Below are 22,376 nucleotides of genomic sequence, written 5' to 3'. Positions count from 1 at the left end.
CGCGGTGCTGCTGGCAGGCTCGCTCTGCCTCACGGCCTGCGTCGGCAACTCGGCGGAGGCGCCCAGCACCGGCCGGCTGACCCGTGGCCCCCAACCGGGTGACGCCGCGACCCTGACCGTGCTCAGCCAGTTCGGCGACAACCCCACGCTGCAGAAGGTCCTCAACCGCCTGAACGAGGCCTACCACCGCAAGAACCCGAAGGTGACCGTCAAGATCCAGTACCTCACCCTGGACGACCTCACCAAGAGCGCCCCGACCACGCTCGCCTCCGGTGCCGGGCCCGACATCATCGACTACGACGCGGGCGAGTCCTCGCTCGGGGTCCTCGCCAAGTCCAAGCTCCTCCTCCCGCTGGACGCCGCGGCCGCCAAGTACGGCTGGAAGAAGAAGCTGCTTCCCAACATCGCCGCTCGCACCACCTACGGCGGCCAGATGCTGGGGGTGGGCCGATCCAGTGAGGCCGTCGGGCTCTTCTACAACGCCGAGCTGTTCCGCCGGAACGGCATCGACCCGCCCCGCGACCACGCCGGGTTCGAGACCGCGGCCGCGAAGCTGCGCTCCGCCGGGGTGACCCCGATCACCTTCGGCAACAAGGACCTGTGGCCCTCCTCGCACCTGCTGGGCGCGGTGCTGCACGCCAACGTGCCGCTGACCACGATCAACGGTGTGGAGCGGTTGAGCGGCAAGGGCAGCTGGTCCGATCCGGGCATCCAGGGATCATTCGACCTGGTTCGCGAGTGGATCGAGCGCGGCTGGGTCACTCCGAACTTCAACGGCGTCAGTTTCGACGACGCCGCCAAGCAGTTCTTCACCGGCAAGGCCGGCATGTTCATCGAGGGCACCGGGCTCACCCCGGACGTGATGGAGAACATGCGTCCCGGCACCGCCGAGTTCGTGCCGTTCCCGATGATCAATCAGGCGCTGGGGCAGCAGGCCGAGGGCGGCGTCGGCGGCGCGTGGGCGATCTCCGCCGCAGCGAAGGCCCCCGCGATCGCCGCCGACTGGATCGACTTCGTGCACTTCTCCCCAGAGGCCGAGAGCGCCTGGTTGCAGGCGGGTGTGCTGCCCACGACCGGCTACGGGCCCGGTTCCGGGACGACCCTTCCGGCCCTGGTCGGCGACAGCCTCGCGGTCGTGCGGGCGGCGCAGAGCGCGGGGGGCCTGGGCGCCTGGACCGGCTACTCCAGTTCGCCGCTCGTCACCGAGGCGTGGAACAGTTCGGCGCAGCGATTCCTGGACGGCCGGATCAGCGCCGCCAAGTTCACCGCGGACCTGCAGAAGGCGCTCGCGAGTGCCCGGCAGGCCCGAGGCTAGGCGGCGCGACCATGCTGCTCCTCTCACGGCTCTCGGCCGGCGCCGGCCGGAAGGAGTCCGGCGCGGACCGCCCCGCGGCACCGGGGAGACGCCACCGTGCCGGCGACCGGCCCGGCCGGTGGCCGCGCACCCGGCGTATGGCCGGCGGGTACGCGCTGCTGCTACCGGCGGCGCTCCTGTACGGCGCGTTCCTACTGGTGCCCATCTGTCAGACGATCTATTTGAGCTTCACCCAGTGGGACGGGCTGACCGGTTCACCGACCTGGACCGGGCTGGACAACTACCGGAGGCTCGTCGGCGACGACCGCTTCAACGGTGCCCTGCTCAACAACTTCAAGTGGGTCGCCGGAAGCTGGCTCGCCCAGGGGTTCGGGCTCGCGCTGGCGGCGCTGCTGTCCGCGACGTGGATCCGGGGCCGCGCCGCCTTCCGGACCATCTTCTTCATACCGGCGACCATGTCCCTGGTGGTCGTCGGGATCGTCTGGGACTTCGTCTACAACCCCAACTGGGGGCTGCTCAACAACGCCCTGCGAACCGTGGAGGCCGGGCCGCTGGCCACGGGCTGGCTGTCCGACGAGTCGACCGCGATGCCCGCGATCATCGCCACGGCGAACTGGACCTACTTCGGCTTCGCCATGGTCATCTTCATGGCCGGCCTGCAGAACCTCGACCGGAGCCTCTTCGAGGCCGCGTCGATCGACGGCGCGGGTCCGATGGCGCAGTTCCGCCACATCACCATCCCGGGGCTGCGCTCCCAGATCACGTTGCTGTTGATCGTCTCGTTCATCAACACGCTCCGCACGTTCGACCTGGTCTACGTCATGACCAGCGGTGGTCCCGGCGGGTCGACCGAGGTGGTGGCGTACTACATCTACTCCCTGGCCTTCATGACCCGGCAGGTCGGCTACGGCGCCGCGGCGGCGGTGATCCTCACACTCCTCACCCTGATCATCACCATCGTCTTCCTGCGCCTGCGGGAAAGGGACTGACCTCATGACAGACCGTCCGTCGCTCATCACCAGATCCGCCGGATACACCGCGCTCTGCCTGACCGCGGTGGCCTCCCTGGCGCCCCTGGTGTGGGTCGGCGTAGCCTCGCTGCGCGACTCGACCCAGATCACCTCCCACCCGCTCGGGCTGCCGGACCGGCCCCGATGGGACAACTACGTCAGGGCCTGGACGCAGGCGCACTTCGCCGACTACCTGGGCAACAGCCTCCTCATCGCCGCCGGCGCCGTGCTGGTCGTGCTGATGTGCGCCGTGCCCGCCGCGTACGCGCTCAGCAGCCTGCGGCTGCCCCTGTCGAGGCCGCTCTTCGTGCTGTTCCTGCTCGGCCTGATGATCCCGATCTGGTCGATCATCATCCCGCTGTTCTTCCAGATGCGCTCCGCCGGCCTGGTCAACACCCGGACCGGTGCGATCCTGGTCGAGGCGTGCCTGGGGCTGCCGTTCGCCATCTTCATGCTGCGGGCCTTCATGCAGACCATCCCGCAGGGGATCATCGACGCGGCCCGCATCGACGGTGCCGGCAACCTGCGCATCATCTGGTCCGTCGTGCTTCCGCTCGCCCGCCCGACCCTGCAGGCCCTGACCGTCTTCGAGTTCATGTGGTCCTGGAACGAGATGGTCGTGCCGCTGTTCTTCCTCCAGGACGAATCGGTGCGCACGCTGCCCATCGGGCTCACCTTCTTCCAGGGACGCTTCACCAGCGACACCGGTGTCATCGCCGCCGGCACCACGCTGGCGATAGTCCCCGTCCTCGCGGTCTACCTGCTGCTCAACAGGCAGTTCATCCGGGGCCTCACCGCTGGAGCCACCAAATGACCGCCCTCACGGGACGCATCGCCGAGATCACCGCTCCCCGGACCTTCACCGTCCGGGAGCACCGCTTCGCACTTCCCCGGGCGGGACAGGTGCTCGTCAAGGTCGACCGGATCGGGATCTGCGCCAGCGACCTCGGCGACTGGCGCACCGGACCCGCCGACGGCGACCCCCCACTACGCCTCGGCCACGAACCGGTCGGCACCGTGCATGCCATCGGTGACGGGGTCAGCGGCCTGCGCGTGGGCCAGGTCGTCACCGGCCGGCTCGTCCCGTCGTTCGCCGACTATGTGACGGCCTCGCCGGCCGACATCGTCGTCGTACCCGACGAGGTCGATCCCGCGCTCGCCCTGGGGGAGCCCCTGGGATGCGTCGTCGAGGGCTACCGCCGCGCCCGGCCCGCGGTCGGCGCGCGAACGGCGGTGATCGGGCTCGGCTTCATGGGGCTGGTCATGGCCCAGCTCCTGGCCCGCAGCCCCACCTCCCGGGTCTTGGGGATCGACCCGCGTGAGGACGCGAGGATGGCCGCGACCGCGACCGGGATCACCGAGGTCCTGCATCCGGCCGATCCCGGGCTTCTCCCGTCCTCGGCCGACCTTGTCGTGGAGGCCAGCGGCACCCAGGCGGGCGTGGAGCTGGCCACCGCCATGGCCGCCGAACACGGCGTCCTGTCGATTCTCGGCTACCACCAGGCCCCCAGCCGTGCCATCGACCTGCGCACCTGGAACTGGAAAGCGCTCGATGTCGTCAACGCCCACGTCCGGGACTCCGGCCGTCTCGCCGAGGCCACCCGGGCCGCACTGCGTCTGATGGCCGCCGGACGGCTGAGCGTGGCGCCGCTGCTCACGCACCACTTCCCGCTCGACCGCATCGACGAGGCCTACCGGGCCCTCGACTCCAAACCGCACGGTTTCGTGAAGGCCGTAGTGACTCTCTGAGCACCCGGTTCCCCCCGCACCCGTTCCCCGCGCTCATCCCCCTGTGCACCTTTTCCCGGTGCGCCCGTTCGCATGACACCACCTGGAGGCAGCGCCGCATGAGCGCGACCTTGGACCCGAGGGGTCCTCACCACCCGCACCCGCGGCAGCCGAGCGCGGCCGAGGACGGCCCGCGCGACCCCGAACTGGCCGCCGCCGTGCATCGCATCGCGCGCGTGCCGCGACTGCTGGTGGCCTGTGCCTACGACGGCGTCCTCAGCCCGCCGGGCACCGACCGGGGCCAGGCCGTCGCGGCCCCCGAGGCCGTCGCGGTGCTGCGGATGCTCGCGGCGCTGCCGGACACCTCGGTCGCCGTGATGTCCGGCAGGCCGCTGGGCGAACTGGCCACGCTGTCGCGGCTGCCCGCCGAGGTGCATCTCATCGCGGGCCATGGTGTCGAGCACACCCTGGGACCCGCGCTGATCAGCACCGATACCGGCAGCGCCGTGGAGGCCCTGCGCGCCCGGACCTCAGCCGGGGCGGTGCTGTTCATCGGCGACGGCCAGGCCGACGCGGAGGTGTTCGCGCGGCTGAACGGTCCGGACCTGGGCATAGACACCACCCGCCCCACGGGCGAGCCCGACGCCACGGCGGTCGGCGCGCTGGGGCTCTTGGAGCGGACCCGCCGCCGGTGGCTGTACGGAGAGCCGGCCGTCCCCATCGAACGCCACTCCCTGCTGTCCGATCAGCGCACGGTCGCCCTCCTCACCCCCGACGCCACCGTCACCTGGCTGTGCCATCCCCGGCCCGACTCGCCCACGCTGTTCGGGCACCTGATCGGCGGTGCCGCCGCCGGACGCCTGACCACGGGCCCCTACCGCGGTGGCCTGCCTCTGGGGCAGCGCTACCGGACCGGCACGATGACCCTGGAGACCCGGTGGCCCGGACTGACCGTCACCGACTGGCTGGAGTCCGGTGCCCCGACCGGCCCGGACGGTTCGGGCGGTTCGGGCGGCCACCCCGAGGCGACGGCCCGGCCCGCTGGTACCACCACCCTTGTCCGGGTGCTGTCCGGCACGAGCACGGCCCAGCTGGAGTTCGCCCCGCGCCCGGAATTCGGCCAGGTCGAGGTTCGGCTCGCGACTCGTCCAGACGGGCTGCTGGTGGCCGGTGCCGGCGAGCGGGCCGCCCTCTACTCACCCCAGGTCGACTGGACCGTGCGATCCGATGAGGACGGCCATGACACCGCACGCGCGATCGTCGACCTCGCGGCATGCGGTGGCACCGTCACCCTCGAACTGCGCCTAGGAACACATGATCTCCACCATCCCCCGATCGACATTGGAAGCCGCCAGACGCTGGCCGAACGGCCGTGGCGGGACTGGGCGGCCGGGTTGCGCCTGCCGGCCTTCGCGCGCGCCGACGTCCTGCGCAGCGCCCTGACCCTGCGCGGTCTGTGCCACGCGCCGACCGGAGCCATCCTGGCAGCCGCCACCAGCTCCCTTCCCGAGGAGATCGGAGGCGTCCGCAACTGGGACTACCGGTACTGCTGGCTACGTGACGCCGCAATGACGGCCCGCACCCTGGTCGACCTGGGAAGCCACCGCGAGGCCGAGAACCTGCTGCATTGGACCGGTGACCTGATCGCGGCCACCGGCGGCCACCCCGAACGCCTGCATCCGCTCTACACCCTGGACGGTCGGCACCTCGGCCCCGAAGCCGTCATCGACACCCTGCCCGGTTACGCCGGCTCCCGGCCTGTCCGTGTCGGGAACCTCGCCGATCGCCAAGTGCAACTCGACATCTTCGGGCCCGTGACCGACCTGATCGCCGCGGTCGCCGATGCCCGCGGCGGCATCGGCGACGCGGAGTTCGGCATCGTCGAGGCGGCGGTCCAGGCCGTCCACCGACGCTGGCGCGAGCCCGACCACGGACTGTGGGAGGCCCGGCTGCCCCGACGCCACCACGTCTACTCCAAGGTGATGTGCTGGCTGGCGGTGGACCGCGCACTCCACATCGCGGCGCGGCATCGCGGCCATGACCGGCCCCAGTGGCGACGGCTGCGCGACCAGATCGCCTCCGACGTCACCGAACACGGCTGGCATCCTGAGGCGAACGCGTACACCGTCGCCTACGGCCACCCTGACCTGGACGCCTCCTCGCTCTGGGTCGGGCTGTCCGGCCTGCTCGCCCCTGACGACCCCAGGTTCCTGGCCACCGTCGAACTAGTCGAAGCCGAACTGCGCAGCGGCCCGGTCGTCTACCGCTACCGCTGGGACGACGGCCTGCCGGGTCGAGAAGGCGGCTTCCACCTGTGCACCGCCTGGCTGATCGAGGCCTACCTGCGCACCGGCCGCCGCGACGACGCCGAAGAGCTGTTCACCCAGATGCTCAACACCGCCGGCCCCACCGGCCTGCTTCCCGAGCAGTACGACCCCGTGACCGAACGGGGCCTCGGCAACCACCCCCAGGCCTACACTCACCTCGGTGTCATCCGCTGCGCACTTCTGTTGAACACCTGACCCACGGCACCGGTTCCACCCTGCACCCCCGCCGCGGTCTACGCGCGGGGAGTGTCTGATCAACGGCGGATCTGATGATCAAGGGGACGTCAGGTGACCGACAGCCTGCAGCCGCTGACCAAGCGGGTGCTGGAATCGGCTCTGGAGGGCGAGATCCCTCGGTGATCGAGATCCGCCTGCGCAGCAGGAGCACCTGCGGAGGCTGGGGCTCGGTCTCGATGGTGACGGCGGTCCGAACTCGTCAGGCCGGGGCGTCCCGCACGCGGCTGGACGCCCTGGCCTGCACCGACGAGACACCGGTCCAGCGGTCTTGTTCAGTGGGCGGTGGGCTGGCCGTCCACGTCGGGGACGACTTCGGGGCGCGCGGCCTCCGCGCTGCGCGAGGGTGGGCGCAGCACTACGAAGGCCAGGACCGCGGCGGCCAGGCCGCCGAACACTCCGGCGATCGCGGTGAACGACATCGCGTCGACGAAGGCGCTCTTCGCTGCGCCGGCCAGGGCGACGTCCCCCCGGGCGGCGGCGATGGCCAGCGCGTTGCCGATGGAGTCGCGGGCCGGTCCCGTGACGTTCTCGGGCATCGCGTCGGTGTAGGCGGCGGTGAGGACACTGCCGAGGATGGCCACGCTGAGCGCCTGGCCGACCTGCTGGACGGTGTCGTTGACGGCGGAGCCGACGCCGGCCCGCTCGGGCGGGAGGGCGCCCAGCAGCGTGCCGTAGGCTGCGGGGCCGGCGGTCCCGCTGCCCATGCCCATCACGACAAGCGCGATGACGAGGCGGGGATAACCGTCACCCGGCGACATCATCGCGAGCAGGCCGAACCCTCCTGCCAGGAGCACGAGGCCGGCGGCGAGGGCGACGCGGGCGCCGAGCTTCTTGTCCACCACCACCCCGATCCCGTTGAAGGCCATTACCGCGACGAGCAGCGGGATGAACGCGAGGCCCGTCTTCATCGGGCTGTATCCGAGCACGAACTGCAGGTACTGGGTGAGCGCGAGCATCAGGCCGCCGGAGGAGAACGACAGCAGCACGATCGACAGGCTGGCGCCGCTGAAGTCGCGGTCGCGGAACAGCTTCACCGGCAGCATGGGCTCGCTGACGCGCCGCTCCCAGAGGGCGAAGCCCCCCAGCGCCAGGACTGAGACCGCGAACCCGATGTGCACCTGCGGAGCGGACCAGCCGTCCCGCGGGATGAAGATGACGCTCCAGACCAGGGCCGTCATGCCGACGGTCGACAGGAGGGCGCCGACGAGGTCGGGCCGGCCGGCCGGGCCGCGCGACTCGGGGATGATCAGCACGGTGGCGATGACGGCGAGCGCGGCGATCGGGATGTTGATCAGGAACACCGATCCCCACCAGAAGTGCTCCAGCAGCAGGCCGCCGACGACGGGGCCGCCGAGCGCCCCGAGCATGAGGACCGAGCTCCAGATGGCGATCGCCTTCTTGCGCTCCTTCTCGTCGAAGACGTTGGTGAGGATCGACAGCGTTCCCGGCATGAGGAACGCGCCGCCCACCCCCATCAGCGCGCGTGCGGCGATGAGCTGGCCGGGTGAGTCGGCGAGGGCGGCGGGCACCGAGGCGCCGCCGAACACCACCAGCCCGATGATCAGGCCGCGGCGGCGGCCGAACCGGTCGGACAGCGCGCCCGCGGTCAGCAGCAGACCCGCGAACACCACGATGTAGGCGTCGAGGATCCACTGGATGTCGGAGTTGCTGGCGTGCAGGTCGCGGATCAGTGACGGGATGGCGACGTTGAGGACGGTGTTGTCGACGACGACGACCAGGAGGCTCAGGCAGAGGACGCAGAGGATCCACCACCGGCGGGGATGCGGGGACGACATGGCTCTCCGTTGGTACAATGCACGATTTTTCGCACACTGTACTAATTTTCGAACAGCGTCCGCAAACCGGTACGCTGAAGCTCGACGACTCCGCCGCCCGAAGGACTGCGCATGCCACGCGACACCGACCCGATCACCGGCTCCGTCTGGATGCGTCCGGTCAGGGCACGGCGGGGCAGGCCGCAGCTGAGCCGCGAGGAGATCGTGACCGCGGCGGTCGAGCTGCTCGACGCCGAGGGCCTGGACGGCCTGAGCATGCGCAGGCTCGGTGCGACGATCGGTGCCGGCGCGACGTCCCTGTACTTCTACGTCGCGAACAAGGACGAGCTGCTCGAGCTCGCCATCGACGAGATCATGGGCGAGGTCGTGGGCCCCGACGCCGCCGAGGTCGGCTGGCGCGTCGCGGCCGGCGACTACGCTCGCGGGATGCGGTCGATGATCCTCCGCCACCCGTGGGCGATCGGCATCTTCGGCGTCAAGCCCAACATCGGCCCCAACGCGATGAGGGTGGGCGACAGGGCCATCGGGTTGCTGACGGCGGCCGGGTTCACGGGTCAGGAGATCTCCTGGGCCAGCTCGCTGCTGACGTCGCACGCCATCGGCACGGCCGTGACCGAGGCGGCCACGCGGACGATGACCGCCCAGACCGGGCAGAACGCCGACGACATCGTCGACAAGATGGAGCCCTACATCCAGCGCATCGCCGCCGACCATCCGAACCTCAGCGCATGGTGGCTGGAGAACAAGGACGTGCATCTCGAGAAGAGCCAGGAAGACGGGTTCGACTTCGGGCTGGAGCGCCTTCTGGACGGCCTGGAGGCGTGGCTCACCAGGACGTCAGCGGCTCACGACCGGTAACCGGTTGGCGGGGGAGAGGGCGGGGCCGAGGCCGGCGGCCGCCAGGGTCGGGGCGGACGCGGTCTGCTCCGCGCGGACCGCGGTTCTCGGCCGGTAGCCGGCGTTGTGGCATGCCTGGTCCAGGACGGCGGCCAGGCCGTTGTCCGGTCCGTAGTGGACCCATCGGCGGTCGCGCAGCGCTTCGAACTCGACCTCGGCCGCGCCCTGGACGGCCAGCGGATCGTCCGCGGAGACGGCCACCACGAACTCCTCCGTACCGAGCCTTCGGACCGGTCCGGGCCAGCCGGGCGGGAGCGGGCCGATGGCCAGGTCGGCCCGCCCGGCTGTCATCGCGTCGGCCAGCTCGCCGGCGTGCCGGTGCTCGAACAACCGGACATCGATCCCCGGGTAGCGGCGGGTCCAGGCGCGCAGCGCGGTAGGAAGCACGCCGATGCTGATCGAGCAGACCGTCGCGAGCCGTAGTTCCCCCGCGGCGGCGATCGGTTCGAGTTCCGCGACGAGCTCGTGGAGTTCGGCCGCGTTGAGCACGTTGCACGGCGGTGCCGTATGTCCCCTGATGGCGGAGTGCAGTGGCCCGCGCAGGTAAGGGGGTTCTACGATCTGCCGGCCGCGAGACCCCGCGCGCTGGTTGACCTGCACGGAAGCGCCGGGCTTGCGGCGGTATGGTGCGGCGGTCAACGGCAGCCTTCGTGGCCGCGCTCGGTCAGCACTTGGCTGTGCGGCCAGGTGAGACGCAGTACGCAGCCCGCTGCCCGGGGAGCAGAGCGCGCCCGTCGTCTGACGGAGCGCGGCCCTGCTACAGCAGTCGCCGCGGGGTGGGCGGGGTCACGGCGGCCGGGTCAGGTCAGCAGTTGAAGTATTTGCCGCTGGCGAATTCCTGCATGCCGTCCCCGTCCAGCGTCCAGCGGCGGCGGACGAGGCCCGTGAGGTCCTTTCCGTAGACGTGGATCTCCACCGTGTCGGTGTCGGTCAGATTGTGCATCGAGTGGATGTCCTCGTCCGGGACGAGGACGGAGACGGCGCCCGCCGTGTGCCGCTGGTGGTCGACCGGGGTCAGGGTGTCGTCGCCTGCGAGCTCGTAGCGCCGTTCTTCGATGCGGTTGGAGATCAGCCCGATGGCACCCCACGTCTCGTGGGTGTGGGGAGGGGCCACCTCCCCGGGCGCCCACACGATCGAGCTGACGGTGAAAGTGGGCGACCGGTGCAGGAGGTAGCGTCCGCGGCCGTTGTGCGCGGCCGACAGCCGCGTGAACTCGGCGGGGATCGGGTCCGGTCGCATGACGAGTTGCCGCAGCAGTTCTGAGACGGTGCTCGCCAGGGCCTCGTCGGGCATCCTGTTCTCGGCGGTGGTGAGGTCGGTCAGGTCATGGATGAACTGGTCGAGGGCGTTCATGCGTCGCCTTCCTTCGTGATCGTCGGGTCAGCGGGGGGCGAGGGCCGCGTCCATGCGGTTCAGGGCTTCCGCAAGGATCAGGGGCGAGGTCGCGAAGTTCAGGCGGGCCCATGACGAGCAGGAGTCGGCGAAGTCCTCGCCCGCCTGCAGGGCTACGCGAGCGGACTTCAGCAGGTGCTCGTGGGCCGACCCGCCGCCGGGCGGGAGCCGCCTGAAGTCGAGCCACGCGAAGTACGTGCCTTCGGGCATGTGGGCATGGACGGCCCCCTGGTTGGCCGTCACCCATTCGAAGACCGCCCGGCGGTTCAGTTCGAGGATCTCCAGTACGGCGCTCAGCCACGCGTCCCCGTCGTTCCAGGCGGCGGCGGTCGCGGCGGCGGAGACACCCGACACCCGGCCGAGCACCCGGTCCGGGAACGTCGTGGTGAACCGCTCCCGCAGCCGCTCGGATCCGAAGTGGACGACCGCGCATCGGAGGCCGCCCAGGTTGAACGCCTTCGTGGCCGACTGGAGGGTGACCGTGGCACAGGCGTCCTGGGCCACGGTGGAGAAGACGACGTGGCGGTGCGGGGCGTACACGAGGTCCGCGTGCACCTCGTCGGAGACCACGACGACCCCATGGTCGTGCGCCACCTCCGACACTTGCCGCAGCTCCTCGCCGGTGAACACCCGGCCGGTCGGGTTATGGGGGTTGCACAGCAGCATGAGCCGCACATCCGGGCGCGCGGCCTGCCGCCTGAGCAGGTCGAAGTCGATCGCGAACCCGCCCGGCGCGTCGATCATCGGCACGTCGGCGACCCGCCGGCCGCTCACCTCGACGCTCCGCACGAACGGCGGGTAGATCGGGCTGAAGATGATCACCCCGTCTCCGGGCTCGCTGTAGGCCAGCACGGTCGCTGTGAGGCCCTGCACGAGATCGGCGACGACGGCCGTCCGGTCCGCGCCGGCCTCCCACCCGAAACGGGTGCGCATGCGTGCGGCGAAGGCTTCGGCGACACCGCGGTGCTCGGCGTCGAACGGGTAGGTGAAGGCCCCCTCGATCGCCGGCTCGAGGACGGCGCGCCGAACGGCCTCCGCGGGCTGGAAGTCCATGTCGGCGAGCCACATCGGAAGCACGTCATCGGCATAGGTGCGCCATTTCTTGCCTCCGTGGGCGCGCAGCCGGGACTCGCTGAGTTCAAGCTCGGCCATGGTCTCCTCCGGGACCGGCGGACGCACCGGTCTTGGATTCCGCGTTCGCCTGCTTCCGCGTCCCCAGGCGCTCCTCCCAGTCGAGGTAGCGGACCATGTCGTCACGGTTGCGTTCGAGCAGCTTGGGACGCCGTGCGACGAGTTCCGCGTCCTCCTTGGCCTCGGCCAGGGAGACGTCCGCGCCGTCGAGTCCCTCCTCCGTCGGCCGGCCCGCGCAGATCCATCCGTTGATCCCGCCTTCGAGCACCGAGACGTTCCGGTGGCCGAGGTCGAGCAGCGTTCTCGCCGCCAGCGTCGAGCGGAGTTCTCGGTCGGAGGCGACGATGAGCCGGGTACCGGGCGCCGCGTGGGCGTCGATGCGCCGTTCGAGGTCGCCTCGCGGGATCCACACCGATCCGGGTATGTGGCTCAGCGCGTACTCGCTGCTCCGCCGGACGTCGAGGAGCGTGCCGGTGCCGTCTCGCAGGACGTCCGCCAGCTCTGCGCCGTCGATCGTCTGGACGCCGGGCCGGGAGAAGGAGAGATCGTCCAGGTAGGCGTTCGGACCGCCGGTCTCGATGGGGCCGCCCCATGCCGAGAGGCCGCCGGTGAGCCAGGCGACGCGGCGGTATCCGATGCGCGCCAGCAGCCCGGCTCCGATCTTGGCGCGCGTCTCGCTGCCGGAGTAGCACACCAGGAGCGCGTCACGAGCGGCGAGTTGCTCGTCCACCGCGTTGGCCAGCTGGCCCGCAGGGCAGGAGAGGGCGCTCGGGATGTGTCCCGCGGTGAATTCGTCCACCATGCGCACGTCGATGAGGTAGCAGGGTCGGTGGAACTCGCCCGGGGCGGGGAGCTCGCATTCCGAAATGGGGTACGCGTGCGTGCCGCGAACGAACTCGTGGGCGAACTTCGCTGATCTCGCCGGTCCTTGGGCGTCGGCCCGCGGGCCGGTCCACGGCCTGGGTTCCCGGTCGAGTTCCCGGCCCGACATCACCCATGCCATCGTCCCGTTGCGGAGCGCGAACACGTTCTCGAAGCCGGCCTGCCGCAACAGGTAGGCACCCACGATGCTCCGTGTCCGGCCCGCGCAATGGACGATGATGGGCGCGCTGCGGTCGGTCTGCTCGATTCCGGCGTCGAACACCGTGGGGACGAGCTGGCCACCGGGCACGTTGTAGGCGCCGGGGATGTGGCCCTTGGCGTATTCGCTCGCGGTGCGCGCGTCGAATATGAGGGTGTTCCCCGCCTCCGCGAGAACCGCGACCTCGTCGGGCGTGAGCTGCTGTACCTCGTCGGTCACCGAGAGCTTCTCGCCGAAGGTCTTGCCGATGACGTTGACCCCGTACGCCGGCGAGCGCCCGTTGGCGGACCACTGCTGAATGCCGCCCGCGAGGACGCGGACGTCCCGGTACCCCAGCCGCAGGCAGGTCCGCGCGGCGAGGACGCTTCGATGCTCCGCGTTGGAGTACAGGACGAGGGGGACGTCCTTCCACGGCACCATCCGTTCGAGGCAGATCTCGATGAGCCCTCGTGGAAGCGGGCAGCTGCCGGGGATCTGGCCGAGCGCGTATTCTCCCCGCTCCCGAACGTCCAGCAGGCCATGGACCTTTCCGGTGGCGCGCCATCGCTCGATCTCATCGAAACTGATGAAGGCAGTGTGATCTTCGCCGGTCATTTCGTGCTCCTGTCTTCCACAGAACGAGGACGGCCGTCGCAGGGCCGGGCCGGGGGGTTCGGGACGGCGTCTCGCGGCGGCGCGTGAGCCGACACGGCCGGGGCGGGGCCCTGATGTCGGCGCACGTCAACGCTCACCAGCTGGCCCGTGCATCCCTGGGCGAGTCGCGAGGTGCCGCGGTCGACGGTCAGGGTGTTGACGTTGCCGTGACCGCAGGGCGAGTCGACGTCAGAGGGATCCAGTGGGGCGTACCACGCGCCGGTGGAGAGCTGGACGCATCCCTTCTTGATGTCGTCTGTGAGCACGGCGCCCGCCAGGCAGCTTCCTTGGGCGCTGCTGATGACGACAATGCTGCCGGGCGCGATCTCCCGGCTCGCCGCGTCTTCCGGGTGCATCAGCATGGGCTCCCGCCCGTTGACCTTGCCTTCCTGGCTGGCGGGGCCCATGTCCATTTGGCTGTGCAGCCGGTTCGCGGGCTGGGACGCCAGCAGGGTGAGCGGATACTTCGCGCTCGGTCCTGCGTCCGGCGGCAGCCAGGTCGGGTGGCCCGGGCAGTCGTCGTAGCCGAACGATTGGATCGTTTCGGAGAAGAGCTCGATGCGTCCGCTGGGCGTACTCAGCCGGTAGGTCTCCGGGTCACGCGCGAAGTCGCGCAGCATGACTTCGTCGTCCGGAAGCTCCGGCAGTTCGGTGTGACCGGCGTTCCAGAATTCCTCGAAAGGCGGCGGGGCCGCTCCCTGACCGGCGAGCTGGCGCCGCCAGCGTTCGTAGATCCGGCGCAGCCAGTCGCGTTCCGAGGCGTCTTCGGTGAATGCGGACCGGACCCCCATCGCGGCCGCCAGTTCACTGAAGGTCTCGTAGTCCGTTCTCGCGTCGCCGGGCGGGTCGCAGGTCTGATGCATGGCGTGCAGGCAGGGATCGTTGCGCGAGGCGCCGATGTCCGACCGTTCGAGGGAGGTCGCACTGGGGACGACGATGTCAGCGTGCCTGGCCGTCGCGGTCCAGAACGGTTCGTGAACGACGACCGTGTCCGGCATCGCCAACGCCCTGCGCAGTCGCCCGATGTGCTGGTGGTGATGGAACGGATTCCCTCCGCACCAGTAGACGAGCCGTGCGTCCGGATAGCGGTGGACGCCTCCGTTGTATTCGAAATGGGCTCCCGGATTGAGGAGCATGTCGGCGATTCTGGCGACGGGAATGAACGCTCCGACGGGATTGCGGCCCTGCGGAAGCGTGGGGAGAGGGTTTCGCCGCTGGGGAAGCCCCACGTCGCCCATGGATCCGTAGCCGTGCCCGAATCCGCCGCCCGGCATGCCGATCTGGCCGAGGACGGCGGCCAGCGCGACGGCCGCCCACGGGGGCTGTTCCCCGTGCTGGGCGCGCTGCAGTGACCAGGTGACCGAGACGAAGGTCCGGTTCGCCGCCATCCGCGCGGCGAGCGTGTAGATCTCGGCGGCCGCGACACCGGTGATCACCTCCGCCCATTCGGGAGTTTTCGGGACACCGTCCTCCAGCCCGAGGACGTACGCCTCCAGCCGGTCATAGCCGGCGCATCGCGTGCGGAGAAACTCGGTGTCGTGCAGGTGTCCCGTGATCAGGACCCAGGCGAGGGCGAGCATCATCGCGACGTCGGTCCCGGGATCGATGGGGCACCATCGGACGTCGGGCCCGTCCGGGCAGTCGGCCCGCGACGGGGTCACGGCCACCACGGCGGTGCCGTCGCCGATGATCTGACGCAACGCGGCCGCCCCGCGGTGCCGGGTGATCCCCCCGGGAGCCACCGCCATGTTCCTGGCCGGAAGCCCCCCGAAGGCGACGATCAAGGTGGTGTGCTCGGCGAGCACCGACCAGCCGGTCAGGCCGTGGACCGCGTCCACGCCGGCACCGAGCACATGGGGAAGGATCACGCTGGACGCGCCCGTGCTGTAGGTGTTCACCGAGCGCGCGTAGCCGCCGACGGTGTTGAGGAACCGGTGCACCTGGCTCTGCGGATGATGGAACCGGCCCGCGCTGCCCCACCCGTAGGAGCCGCCGAAGATCGCCGCGTTGCCGTGCAGGTCGATGACGCGGTCCAGTTCGGCCGCCAGAAGCGCGACGAGTTCGGGCCACTCCACGCGGACGAACTCGTCGCGCCCGCGCGCCTGGCTGGGACCGGACCCGTTCTCCAGCCATCCGCGTCGCACCATCGGGTGGTGGATCCTCGCGGCATGCCCGTTGGCCGGGCCCATGTTGCGCAGCAGGGAGGAAGGGCACGAATCGATTTCGTGAGGGACGATGGAGAGTTGCCCGTCCTCTACCCGGGCGCGGAGGGGACCCCAGTGGGAGCTGGTCGGTCTGCCCGTGCTCATGGGACGGGCTCCTTCGGCGGAGGCCGGCGGTCATGCCAGTCGGTCGCGTCCTGCACGGCCATGGCGATGGCGAGGACGTCCCGGTCCTTCCCGGGCCCGGCCGCGATCTGGAGCCCCGCCGGGAGGCCGTCGGACGCCGTCCCACCCGGGATGGAGATCGCCGGCTGGCCGGTGACGTTGAAGCAGTAGGTGTTGGCGAGCAGCACGGCCTGCACCGCCGGTGCCCGCTCGGTGCCGCAGTCGGTGACCTTCGGGGCGGTGACGGGGACCGTCGGGCCGATGACGGCGTCGAAGGAGGCTTGTCCGGCGAGCAACTCCGCGGTGAGCCGCCGCCTTTCCCGCTTGGCCGCCCGGTAGTGGGAGGCCGGCACCGCGAGGCCCTTTTCGAGTCGCGCCCTGACGTCGTCCTCGTAGTCCCCGGGGCGGTCACGGAGCCAGCGCCGGTGCACCTGCGCCGCCTCGAACGCCACGACGGTGCTCGTGACCGCGCGGGCCTCCTCCTCGTGGCGCAGATCGACCCAGTCGACGGCGGCACCGAGCCCTTCGAGGACGCCGAGCGCGGAAGTGATCACCTCGCGCACCGCCGGGGAGGCCGCCGCGAGATGCGCCCGGACGAGCCCGAGACGAAGCCCCCGGAGCGAAGAGTCCCGGCGGATGTCCCCGCCCCCGCCCGCGCTCTCGGCGAGCAGACTCCGCATGACGTGGGCGCAGCCGGCCGCCGTGCGGCTGAACACGCCGACGGTGTCGCAGGACGGGCTGAGCGGGAACACCTTCGCCGTCGGGACCAGACCCTGGCTGGGCTTGAAGCCGGTCACGCCCGTCAGAGCGGCGGGGATGCGCACCGACCCCCCGGTGTCCGTCCCGAGCGAAGCCCCGCACGCCCCGATGGCCACCGAAACGGCGCTGCCACCGCTCGATCCGCCGCTCGCCCGTCGCAGGTCCCAGGGGTTGAGCGCTGCGCGCGCCTTGTGGTTGACGTTGCTCGCACCGTACGCGAACTCGTGCATGTTGGTCTTGCCGACGTGCACCGCTCCGGCCACCGCCAGCCGCCGCCAGGACTCGGCGTCGGCCACGACCCGCTCGCTGAACCACGCGGAACCGGCCGTGGTCGGCAGCCCCGCGACGTCGATGTTGTCCTTGACGCTCACACCGATGCCGGTCAGCGGGCCGGCCGTCCCGCCCAGCAGGTCGTTCTCCGCGCGTCGGGCGTCCGCGCGGAGGCGCTCCTCGCTGACCGTCACGAACGCGCCGGCCGGCTCCCAGCGGCCGATCGCGGCCAGGTAGCCGGCGGCGACCTCCGTCGGAGACACGTCCCGCCGGAGAAGGGCGGCCCGTGTCTCCTCCAGGGTGAACTCGGAAAGCGACGCGGACATCTACCTCGCCTCGTCCGGATCGAGGACGGCGACGCCGATCGAACGTGGGACGCCACCGTTGATCGGCATGATGTCCATGGGGCACACGGACAGGTACACGACGAGGTCCCGTTCGGCCCGCAGACTGACGGACGAACCGGCGGGGGCGGGCGATTCCAGGAAGGTGAGACGGCCTTCGGCGTCGTACGGCGAGTTCTGGAACAGGTTCAGCGGGTCGGGCAGCACGTCCATGGCCCCGTGCCCCGCCGCCCGCAGCGCGGACCGCAGATTGTCGGCGCAGTTGCCGTGCCCCGGTGCGCCGAGCTGCCGGTAGCGCCACTCGTCGCAGGGCGGCATCGTCATGTCGTGGATGCCGGGTGACGAATCGGCGACCAGGGTCATCAGGGGCTCGCGGCGCCTGGTGACGAAGGCGCATCCCACCGTCGGCCGGATCGTCCGCAAGGACGCCCGCGAGTGGCTCATGGACGCGAACCCGGCCGGGTCGTCGGCCGCGCAGAACCACGCGTCGACGACCTGGCCGCCGAGCGTGTTGATCACCTCGATGGTCCGGCCGGACGCGACCCGGAAGGTCCCGACCTCGCCGCCGCCGATCGTCGTGACCTGCCGGGTCATGATGCCTCCCGGAGTGCCGCGGTCAGGTCGACGTCGGCCCATTCGGTGGCGACGAACCCCACGCGGTCACCGGAGTGCACGACGGGATCGCGCCGGACACCGATCACGAGCACCGGCGAAGGCAGTGAGACCGCCTCCACCACGTCCCCGTACACGCTGCGGATCTCGCCGAGCGGCCGCCCGGCGGGCAGCACGTCTCCCGGCCGGACGAGGGCGCGGAAGAAGCCTCCCTCGGCCGAGGTGACATGGGTCCGCCGGGTGGCCCTGCAGATGGAGGCGGGACGGTCGGCCGGCGCCCCGGTCCGCGCCACCGTGCCCGTCTCCGCGGCGAGCCGGACGAGGCCGCGCACCGCCCTGTCGACGGCAGGGCGGTCATGCCGGCCCCCCGCCCCCGCCTCCAGCATGAATGCCCGCTTGCCCAGCTCGTTCATCTGGTAGTCCAGCGCGCCCTCGATCCGGCCGGGCAGTTCGCCACCGCCGGAAACGTCCATCCGGCAGGCCACGCGCACGTCGAGCAGGGCGAGCAGGGCCAGCAGATCGCCCTCGTCGCCGCCCTTCGGATGGTTCTTGTAGACGGCGTAGTTGCAGGCGTCGAGGAAGGGGCCCATCGTGTGGATGTTGACCGTGGTGTCGGCGAGCGGCGACAGTTCCGCGAAGAGCCGGTGGGCGAGCCGCTGGGTGCCGAGAAAGTCGACTTGTCCGGGAAAGCTCTGATCGAGGTCGGTGCCGTCGAACGGCGAGTGCTTGCGCCGGTGGTCGAGGGCGAGCGGATTGGCGACGGGCGTCACGATGACATCGCCGGACAGCGGGCCGGTCGAAATGGAATGGAAGAATTGTGTCGCCACGATGGGGGCCTGGGACTCGTCGCCGTGCACCGCCGCATTGACCCACAGGCACGGGCCGTCTCCCGTACCGCGGGCGATCAGATAGGGGACGCCGATCGCGTTACCGCTCGCCAGCCGGCCGGCTTCCATCAGCCCCCGGCCGACGTCTCCGGGGGCCAGGCGGCTGAGGTGGTCGGCCACCGTGGGTTTCATCGAGGGTCTCCTCCAGATCGCGAGGCGGTTCCGGCGGCGGTGGGCCGTCCGCCGAGGAAGACGTTCTTCATCTCGGGGTCGTTGAGGATTTCGCCGGCCGGTCCGTTCCGGTGGATCCGGCCGTCCGTCATGACGACGGCGACATCGGACGCGGCCAGTCCCTCGACCACGTTCTGCTCGACCATGACGACGGAGACGCCGCTCGCGGCGATCTCCTGGAGTCTGTCGAAGACCTGGCAGCGGGCCTTCGGGGAGAGTCCGAGCGATGGCTCGTCGATGAGCAGGGCCTTCGGACGCACCACCATCGCCATGGCGATCTCCAGAAGCTGCTGCTGGCCCCCACTGAGGTTCCCGGCGGCACGTGCCCTGAAGGCGGCCAGTGCGGAGAACTCGTCCAACGCCGCCGCGACGGCCGTCTCGCGGTCGTTTCGCGGCAGCGTGTAGGCCCCGAGCCGGAGGTTCTCAAGGACGGTCATCTGGGGAAAGTTGCAGCGTCCCTGGGGGACCAGGCTGATGCCCGCCTTCAAGCGCTTCCAGGCCGGCATCCTGCGGACCTCGACGTCACCGATCCGGACGGAGCCGGTGGACCACCGCGTCAGACCGTAGATGCCATTCAGAAGAGACGACTTTCCGGCCCCGTTCGGACCGACGATGGTCGTGACGCTGTTGTCCGCGAAACCATGAGTCAGGTCAGTGACGATAGGAACGTCGTTCAGGTATCCGGCTGAGAAGGTGGAAACGCGCAGGCTCGGGTCGGTCTTCATGTCAGGACGCCTTTCTGCCGAGGAATGCCTCGTACACGGCGGGGTCCTCCCAGATGACCGACGGAGGACCCTCCGCGAGCTTCCTGCCCGCGTCCAGTACGACGACCGAGGAGCAGCAGGAGGTGATGAACTCGACGTTGTGCTCGATGATGAGGAAGGTCTGCCCGTCCTTGTTGGCCTGCAGGATGGCGTCGAGGATCAGGTCGATCACCCGCGGGTTGACGCCCGCCAGAGGCTCGTCGAGCATCACGATGCGTGGCTGTGCCCCCAAGATCGAGGCCAGCGTGAGCAGTTTCTTCTGGCCGTAGGAGAGGATCCCCGCCGGCGCGGTCCGGAGGCGTTCGAGACCGAACAGGGTCAACCAGGCCATCGCCCTTTCCCTGTCGGCCTCCCGCCGACGGCTGCGGCGGGACCGTCTCGACCGTGCCAGCCCGTGAAGCGCGAGTTCGACATGCTCGTCCAGCGTGAGTTCGTCGTACAGCCGGACGGTCTGGAAGGTCCGCGCCAGGCCGGACCTGGCGATGGTGTGGGGCGCCTTACCGAAGACGGACTGCCCGTCCAGCGTGATCTGGCCCGAGTCCGGGCGGACGAATCCGGTCATGCAGTCCAGGGCCGTCGACTTGCCCGACCCGTTCGGGCCGATGAGGCCGAGGATCTTGCCCCTGGTAAGGGAGAAGTCGACGTCCTGCAGTGCGGCGACGCCCATGAAGGACTTTCCGAGGCCCGTCACCTTCAGCGCCGCGGGCTCCTTCTCCTGAGAAGCGTTCATCATTGGCCCTCGACTCTCATGCCGCGCAGGCGTTTGTTCACCGCACGTGTTCGAAGGAATCCGCCGGCGCCCTGCGGGGCGAACAGGAGCCCGACCACCAGGATCACGCCGTAGATGACCAGGCGGGCCTCATCGGCCATCCGGAGAATCTCGGGGAGGGCCGAGAAGAGCACGGCACTGCAGACGACCGGCCAGAAGGTTCCCGCGCCACCGAGGATGACGATGATGAGCATTACCTGCATCAGGTAGAAGTCGAAGATGGACGGGTCGATCGCCGTGAGGCGGAAAACGTGAAGCGCACCGGTGAGGCCGGTCACGAATGCGCAGAGAGTGAAGACGGCGAGCTTGTAGGAGTTCGTCGCGTAACCCTGCGCCTTCGTCAGCGGCTCGTTGTCGCGGATGGCGATCATCACCGTTCCCGCGGACGACTTGACCAGTCGGTGCATGGCCCAGAGCGCGCACACGGTGAATCCGGCGAGGAGGAAGTAGTAGTGGCGAGGGGTGTCCGCCGCCAGGTTGACCGCACCGAGCGAGAACTCGGGGGCGGGCAGCCCGAAGATGCCCTGCCTGCCGCCGGTCACGCTCGTCCATTCCGCCGCGACCAGTGCGCAGAGCAACGAGAAGCTGAGCGTGATGATGGCGAACGCGCCCTCCGACAGGCGCACCGTCACGACGCCGATCGCCGCTGCGACCATCGCGGTGACCACACCCGCGGACAGGAAGGCGATCGGTTGCCAGACACCGGTGTGCGTCACGAGCCAGCTGCAGGTGTAGCCGCCGATGCCGACGAAGGCGACTTGCGCGAAGGAGAGCAGCCCCACGTAGCCGTAGAGGAGGTTGAAGGCCGTTCCCAGCACCATGAAGGTGAGTGCGAGGCTGGCGACGTCGATGTAGTAGTCGTTGGCGACCACCGCCGGCAGCAGCACGATCGCCACGGCCGTCAGCAGGAGCGGGTGACGCTGGATCGTTCCCATCAGGCGGGTCGCCGGGGACGGGGCCCCATTCGGCACTTTCGCGCCGGTCCCGGTCGCGCGCTCGTGCGCCCTCATCGCCGCGGTCACACTCGCACCTCCTTGGAGAACAGCCCCTGCGGCCGAACGAGCATGATCACGATCATGAACAGGAACACGCTGACGCTCTGCGTCATCGCCGTCCCGTAGCCGCCGGCGAAGCTCTCCAGGACGCCGACGCCGAAGGCGACGATCACCGCGCCGGGCACGCTGCCCAGGCCGCCGATGACGACGATGGCGAACACCTTGAACACGATCGTGATGCCCATCTGCGGGCTGACCGTGAACACCGGTGCGAGGGTGGCGCCGGCGAGGCCGGCGAGGCCCACGCCCAGTGCCATCGCGAGCCGGCCGACCCTGGTCGGCGAGATGCCGACGACCAGTGCCGCCGTCGGATTCTGGGAGACGCCGCGCATGGCCCGGCCCATCTGCGTCCGGTTGAGGAACAGATAGAGCGCCCCGAGGGTGACGGCCGCCACCACGACGACGAGCGCCCGGACGGACGGGATCGTCGCCCCGGCCAGCACGATGTGCCCCTGTGGCCGCGCATCCTCGGCGAGCTGCCGCGGCCCGGCACCCCACAACATGATCGCCCCGTTCTGGATGATCATCGCGAGGCCCAGGGTGAGCAGCAGGCTCCTGGAGAACGCGCCGTCGGGGGGAAGGCGCCGCAGCAATCCGCCGTGCAGGGCGGCGCCCAACGCCGCCATGATCCCAGCGCTGAGCAGCAGCCCCACCCAGTACCCGCTGTGCGGGATCAGGAAGTAGGCGGCGAACGCGCCGAGCATGTACAGTGCGCCGTGCGCGAAGTTCACGACGTTGAGAACGCCGAAGATGACGGCCAGGCCCGCGGCGAGCAATGCGTAGCTGGACCCCAGGATCACACCGTTGACCAGTAGTTCCCAAATAAATGTCGTATCCACGGGAGATTACCTCCAACTCCGATCCGGAAGC

19 protein-coding genes are annotated in these 22,376 nt (G+C 70.1%); 6 read left to right on the top strand and 13 right to left on the bottom strand.

Features of this window, described 5'->3' with window-relative positions; genetic code table 11:
• Positions 1-4 precede the first annotated feature (4 nt).
• The 5 genes from CHC11_RS12300 (at position 5) to CHC11_RS12280 (ending at position 6,575) form a co-directional block, all read left to right on the top strand.
• Entirely contained in the window at positions 5-1,315 is a 1,311-nt protein-coding gene (locus CHC11_RS12300) for an ABC transporter substrate-binding protein (protein ID WP_179278814.1), read from the top strand.
• Between the two features lie 11 nt (positions 1,316-1,326).
• On the top strand, positions 1,327-2,304 hold the full coding sequence (locus CHC11_RS12295; protein ID WP_089311830.1) for a carbohydrate ABC transporter permease: 978 nt from the start codon (positions 1,327-1,329) through the stop codon (positions 2,302-2,304).
• A gap of 4 nt (positions 2,305-2,308) precedes the next feature.
• Positions 2,309-3,139, top strand: a complete 831-nt coding sequence (locus tag CHC11_RS12290) for a carbohydrate ABC transporter permease (protein ID WP_089311829.1) — start codon at positions 2,309-2,311, stop codon at positions 3,137-3,139.
• Positions 3,136-4,074: an alcohol dehydrogenase catalytic domain-containing protein gene (locus tag CHC11_RS12285; protein ID WP_089311828.1), complete on the top strand. Its 939-nt coding sequence runs from the start codon at positions 3,136-3,138 to the stop codon at positions 4,072-4,074. The genes CHC11_RS12290 and CHC11_RS12285 overlap by 4 nt, the downstream gene beginning before the upstream one ends.
• Before the next feature lie 98 nt (positions 4,075-4,172).
• Positions 4,173-6,575, top strand: a complete 2,403-nt coding sequence (locus tag CHC11_RS12280; RefSeq protein WP_089311827.1) for a trehalase-like domain-containing protein — start codon at positions 4,173-4,175, stop codon at positions 6,573-6,575.
• A gap of 314 nt (positions 6,576-6,889) precedes the next feature.
• Here CHC11_RS12280 and CHC11_RS12275 read toward each other — a convergent pair whose 3' ends face one another.
• Positions 6,890-8,413 (bottom strand): MFS transporter, encoded by a 1,524-nt coding sequence (locus tag CHC11_RS12275; protein WP_089311826.1) that lies wholly within the window; start codon positions 8,411-8,413, stop codon positions 6,890-6,892.
• Between the two features lie 111 nt (positions 8,414-8,524).
• Here CHC11_RS12275 and CHC11_RS12270 point away from each other — a divergent pair, with 111 nt between their 5' ends.
• The gene (locus CHC11_RS12270) at positions 8,525-9,271 is read left to right on the top strand and encodes a TetR/AcrR family transcriptional regulator (RefSeq protein ID WP_089311825.1); all 747 of its coding nucleotides are present in this window, start codon (positions 8,525-8,527) and stop codon (positions 9,269-9,271) included.
• On the opposite strand, the gene CHC11_RS12265 is transcribed toward CHC11_RS12270, so the two are convergent.
• The 12 genes from CHC11_RS12265 to CHC11_RS12210 form a co-directional block, all read right to left on the bottom strand.
• The gene (locus tag CHC11_RS12265) at positions 9,251-9,799 is read right to left on the bottom strand and encodes a LysR family transcriptional regulator substrate-binding protein (protein ID WP_245919122.1); all 549 of its coding nucleotides are present in this window, start codon (positions 9,797-9,799) and stop codon (positions 9,251-9,253) included. The two genes, CHC11_RS12270 and CHC11_RS12265, sit on opposite strands and share 21 nt — an antisense overlap.
• Before the next feature lie 316 nt (positions 9,800-10,115).
• Complete coding sequence (locus CHC11_RS12260; RefSeq protein WP_089311823.1) at positions 10,116-10,664, bottom strand: cysteine dioxygenase family protein; 549 nt, start codon at positions 10,662-10,664, stop codon at positions 10,116-10,118.
• 27 nt (positions 10,665-10,691) lie between these two features.
• A complete protein-coding gene (locus CHC11_RS12255) occupies positions 10,692-11,855 on the bottom strand; it encodes a MalY/PatB family protein (protein WP_143227037.1) in 1,164 nt (387 codons plus the stop codon).
• Positions 11,842-13,509, bottom strand: coding sequence for a rhodanese-like domain-containing protein (locus CHC11_RS12250; protein ID WP_089311821.1), 1,668 nt, complete (start codon positions 13,507-13,509; stop codon positions 11,842-11,844). The genes CHC11_RS12255 and CHC11_RS12250 overlap by 14 nt, the downstream gene beginning before the upstream one ends.
• Positions 13,506-15,857: a molybdopterin-dependent oxidoreductase gene (locus CHC11_RS12245; protein ID WP_089311820.1), complete on the bottom strand. Its 2,352-nt coding sequence runs from the start codon at positions 15,855-15,857 to the stop codon at positions 13,506-13,508. Before CHC11_RS12245 ends, CHC11_RS12250 begins: the two co-directional genes overlap by 4 nt.
• The gene (locus CHC11_RS12240) at positions 15,854-17,230 is read right to left on the bottom strand and encodes an amidase (protein ID WP_089311819.1); all 1,377 of its coding nucleotides are present in this window, start codon (positions 17,228-17,230) and stop codon (positions 15,854-15,856) included. The genes CHC11_RS12245 and CHC11_RS12240 overlap by 4 nt, the downstream gene beginning before the upstream one ends.
• The gene (locus tag CHC11_RS12235; protein WP_179278813.1) at positions 17,231-17,842 is read right to left on the bottom strand and encodes a DUF1989 domain-containing protein; all 612 of its coding nucleotides are present in this window, start codon (positions 17,840-17,842) and stop codon (positions 17,231-17,233) included.
• Positions 17,839-18,879, bottom strand: coding sequence for a M14 family metallopeptidase (locus CHC11_RS12230; protein WP_089311817.1), 1,041 nt, complete (start codon positions 18,877-18,879; stop codon positions 17,839-17,841). The genes CHC11_RS12235 and CHC11_RS12230 overlap by 4 nt, the downstream gene beginning before the upstream one ends.
• Entirely contained in the window at positions 18,876-19,643 is a 768-nt protein-coding gene (locus CHC11_RS12225) for an ATP-binding cassette domain-containing protein (protein ID WP_089311816.1), read from the bottom strand. The genes CHC11_RS12230 and CHC11_RS12225 overlap by 4 nt, the downstream gene beginning before the upstream one ends.
• 1 nt (position 19,644) lies before the next feature.
• A complete protein-coding gene (locus CHC11_RS12220; RefSeq protein WP_218826044.1) occupies positions 19,645-20,415 on the bottom strand; it encodes an ABC transporter ATP-binding protein in 771 nt (256 codons plus the stop codon).
• Positions 20,412-21,473, bottom strand: coding sequence for a branched-chain amino acid ABC transporter permease (locus CHC11_RS12215; protein WP_089311814.1), 1,062 nt, complete (start codon positions 21,471-21,473; stop codon positions 20,412-20,414). The genes CHC11_RS12220 and CHC11_RS12215 overlap by 4 nt, the downstream gene beginning before the upstream one ends.
• Positions 21,470-22,345 carry a branched-chain amino acid ABC transporter permease gene (locus CHC11_RS12210; protein WP_089311813.1) on the bottom strand — a complete coding sequence of 292 codons (876 nt, stop codon included), beginning with the start codon at positions 22,343-22,345 and terminating at the stop codon, positions 21,470-21,472. The genes CHC11_RS12215 and CHC11_RS12210 overlap by 4 nt, the downstream gene beginning before the upstream one ends.
• Positions 22,346-22,376 lie beyond the last annotated feature (31 nt).

The sequence above is a fragment of the Actinomadura mexicana genome (assembly GCF_900188105.1).
GTDB lineage: Bacteria > Actinomycetota > Actinomycetes > Streptosporangiales > Streptosporangiaceae > Spirillospora > Spirillospora mexicana.
Note: the sequence above shows the minus strand (reverse complement) of the source record. Positions and strands in the feature narration are given on the sequence as shown.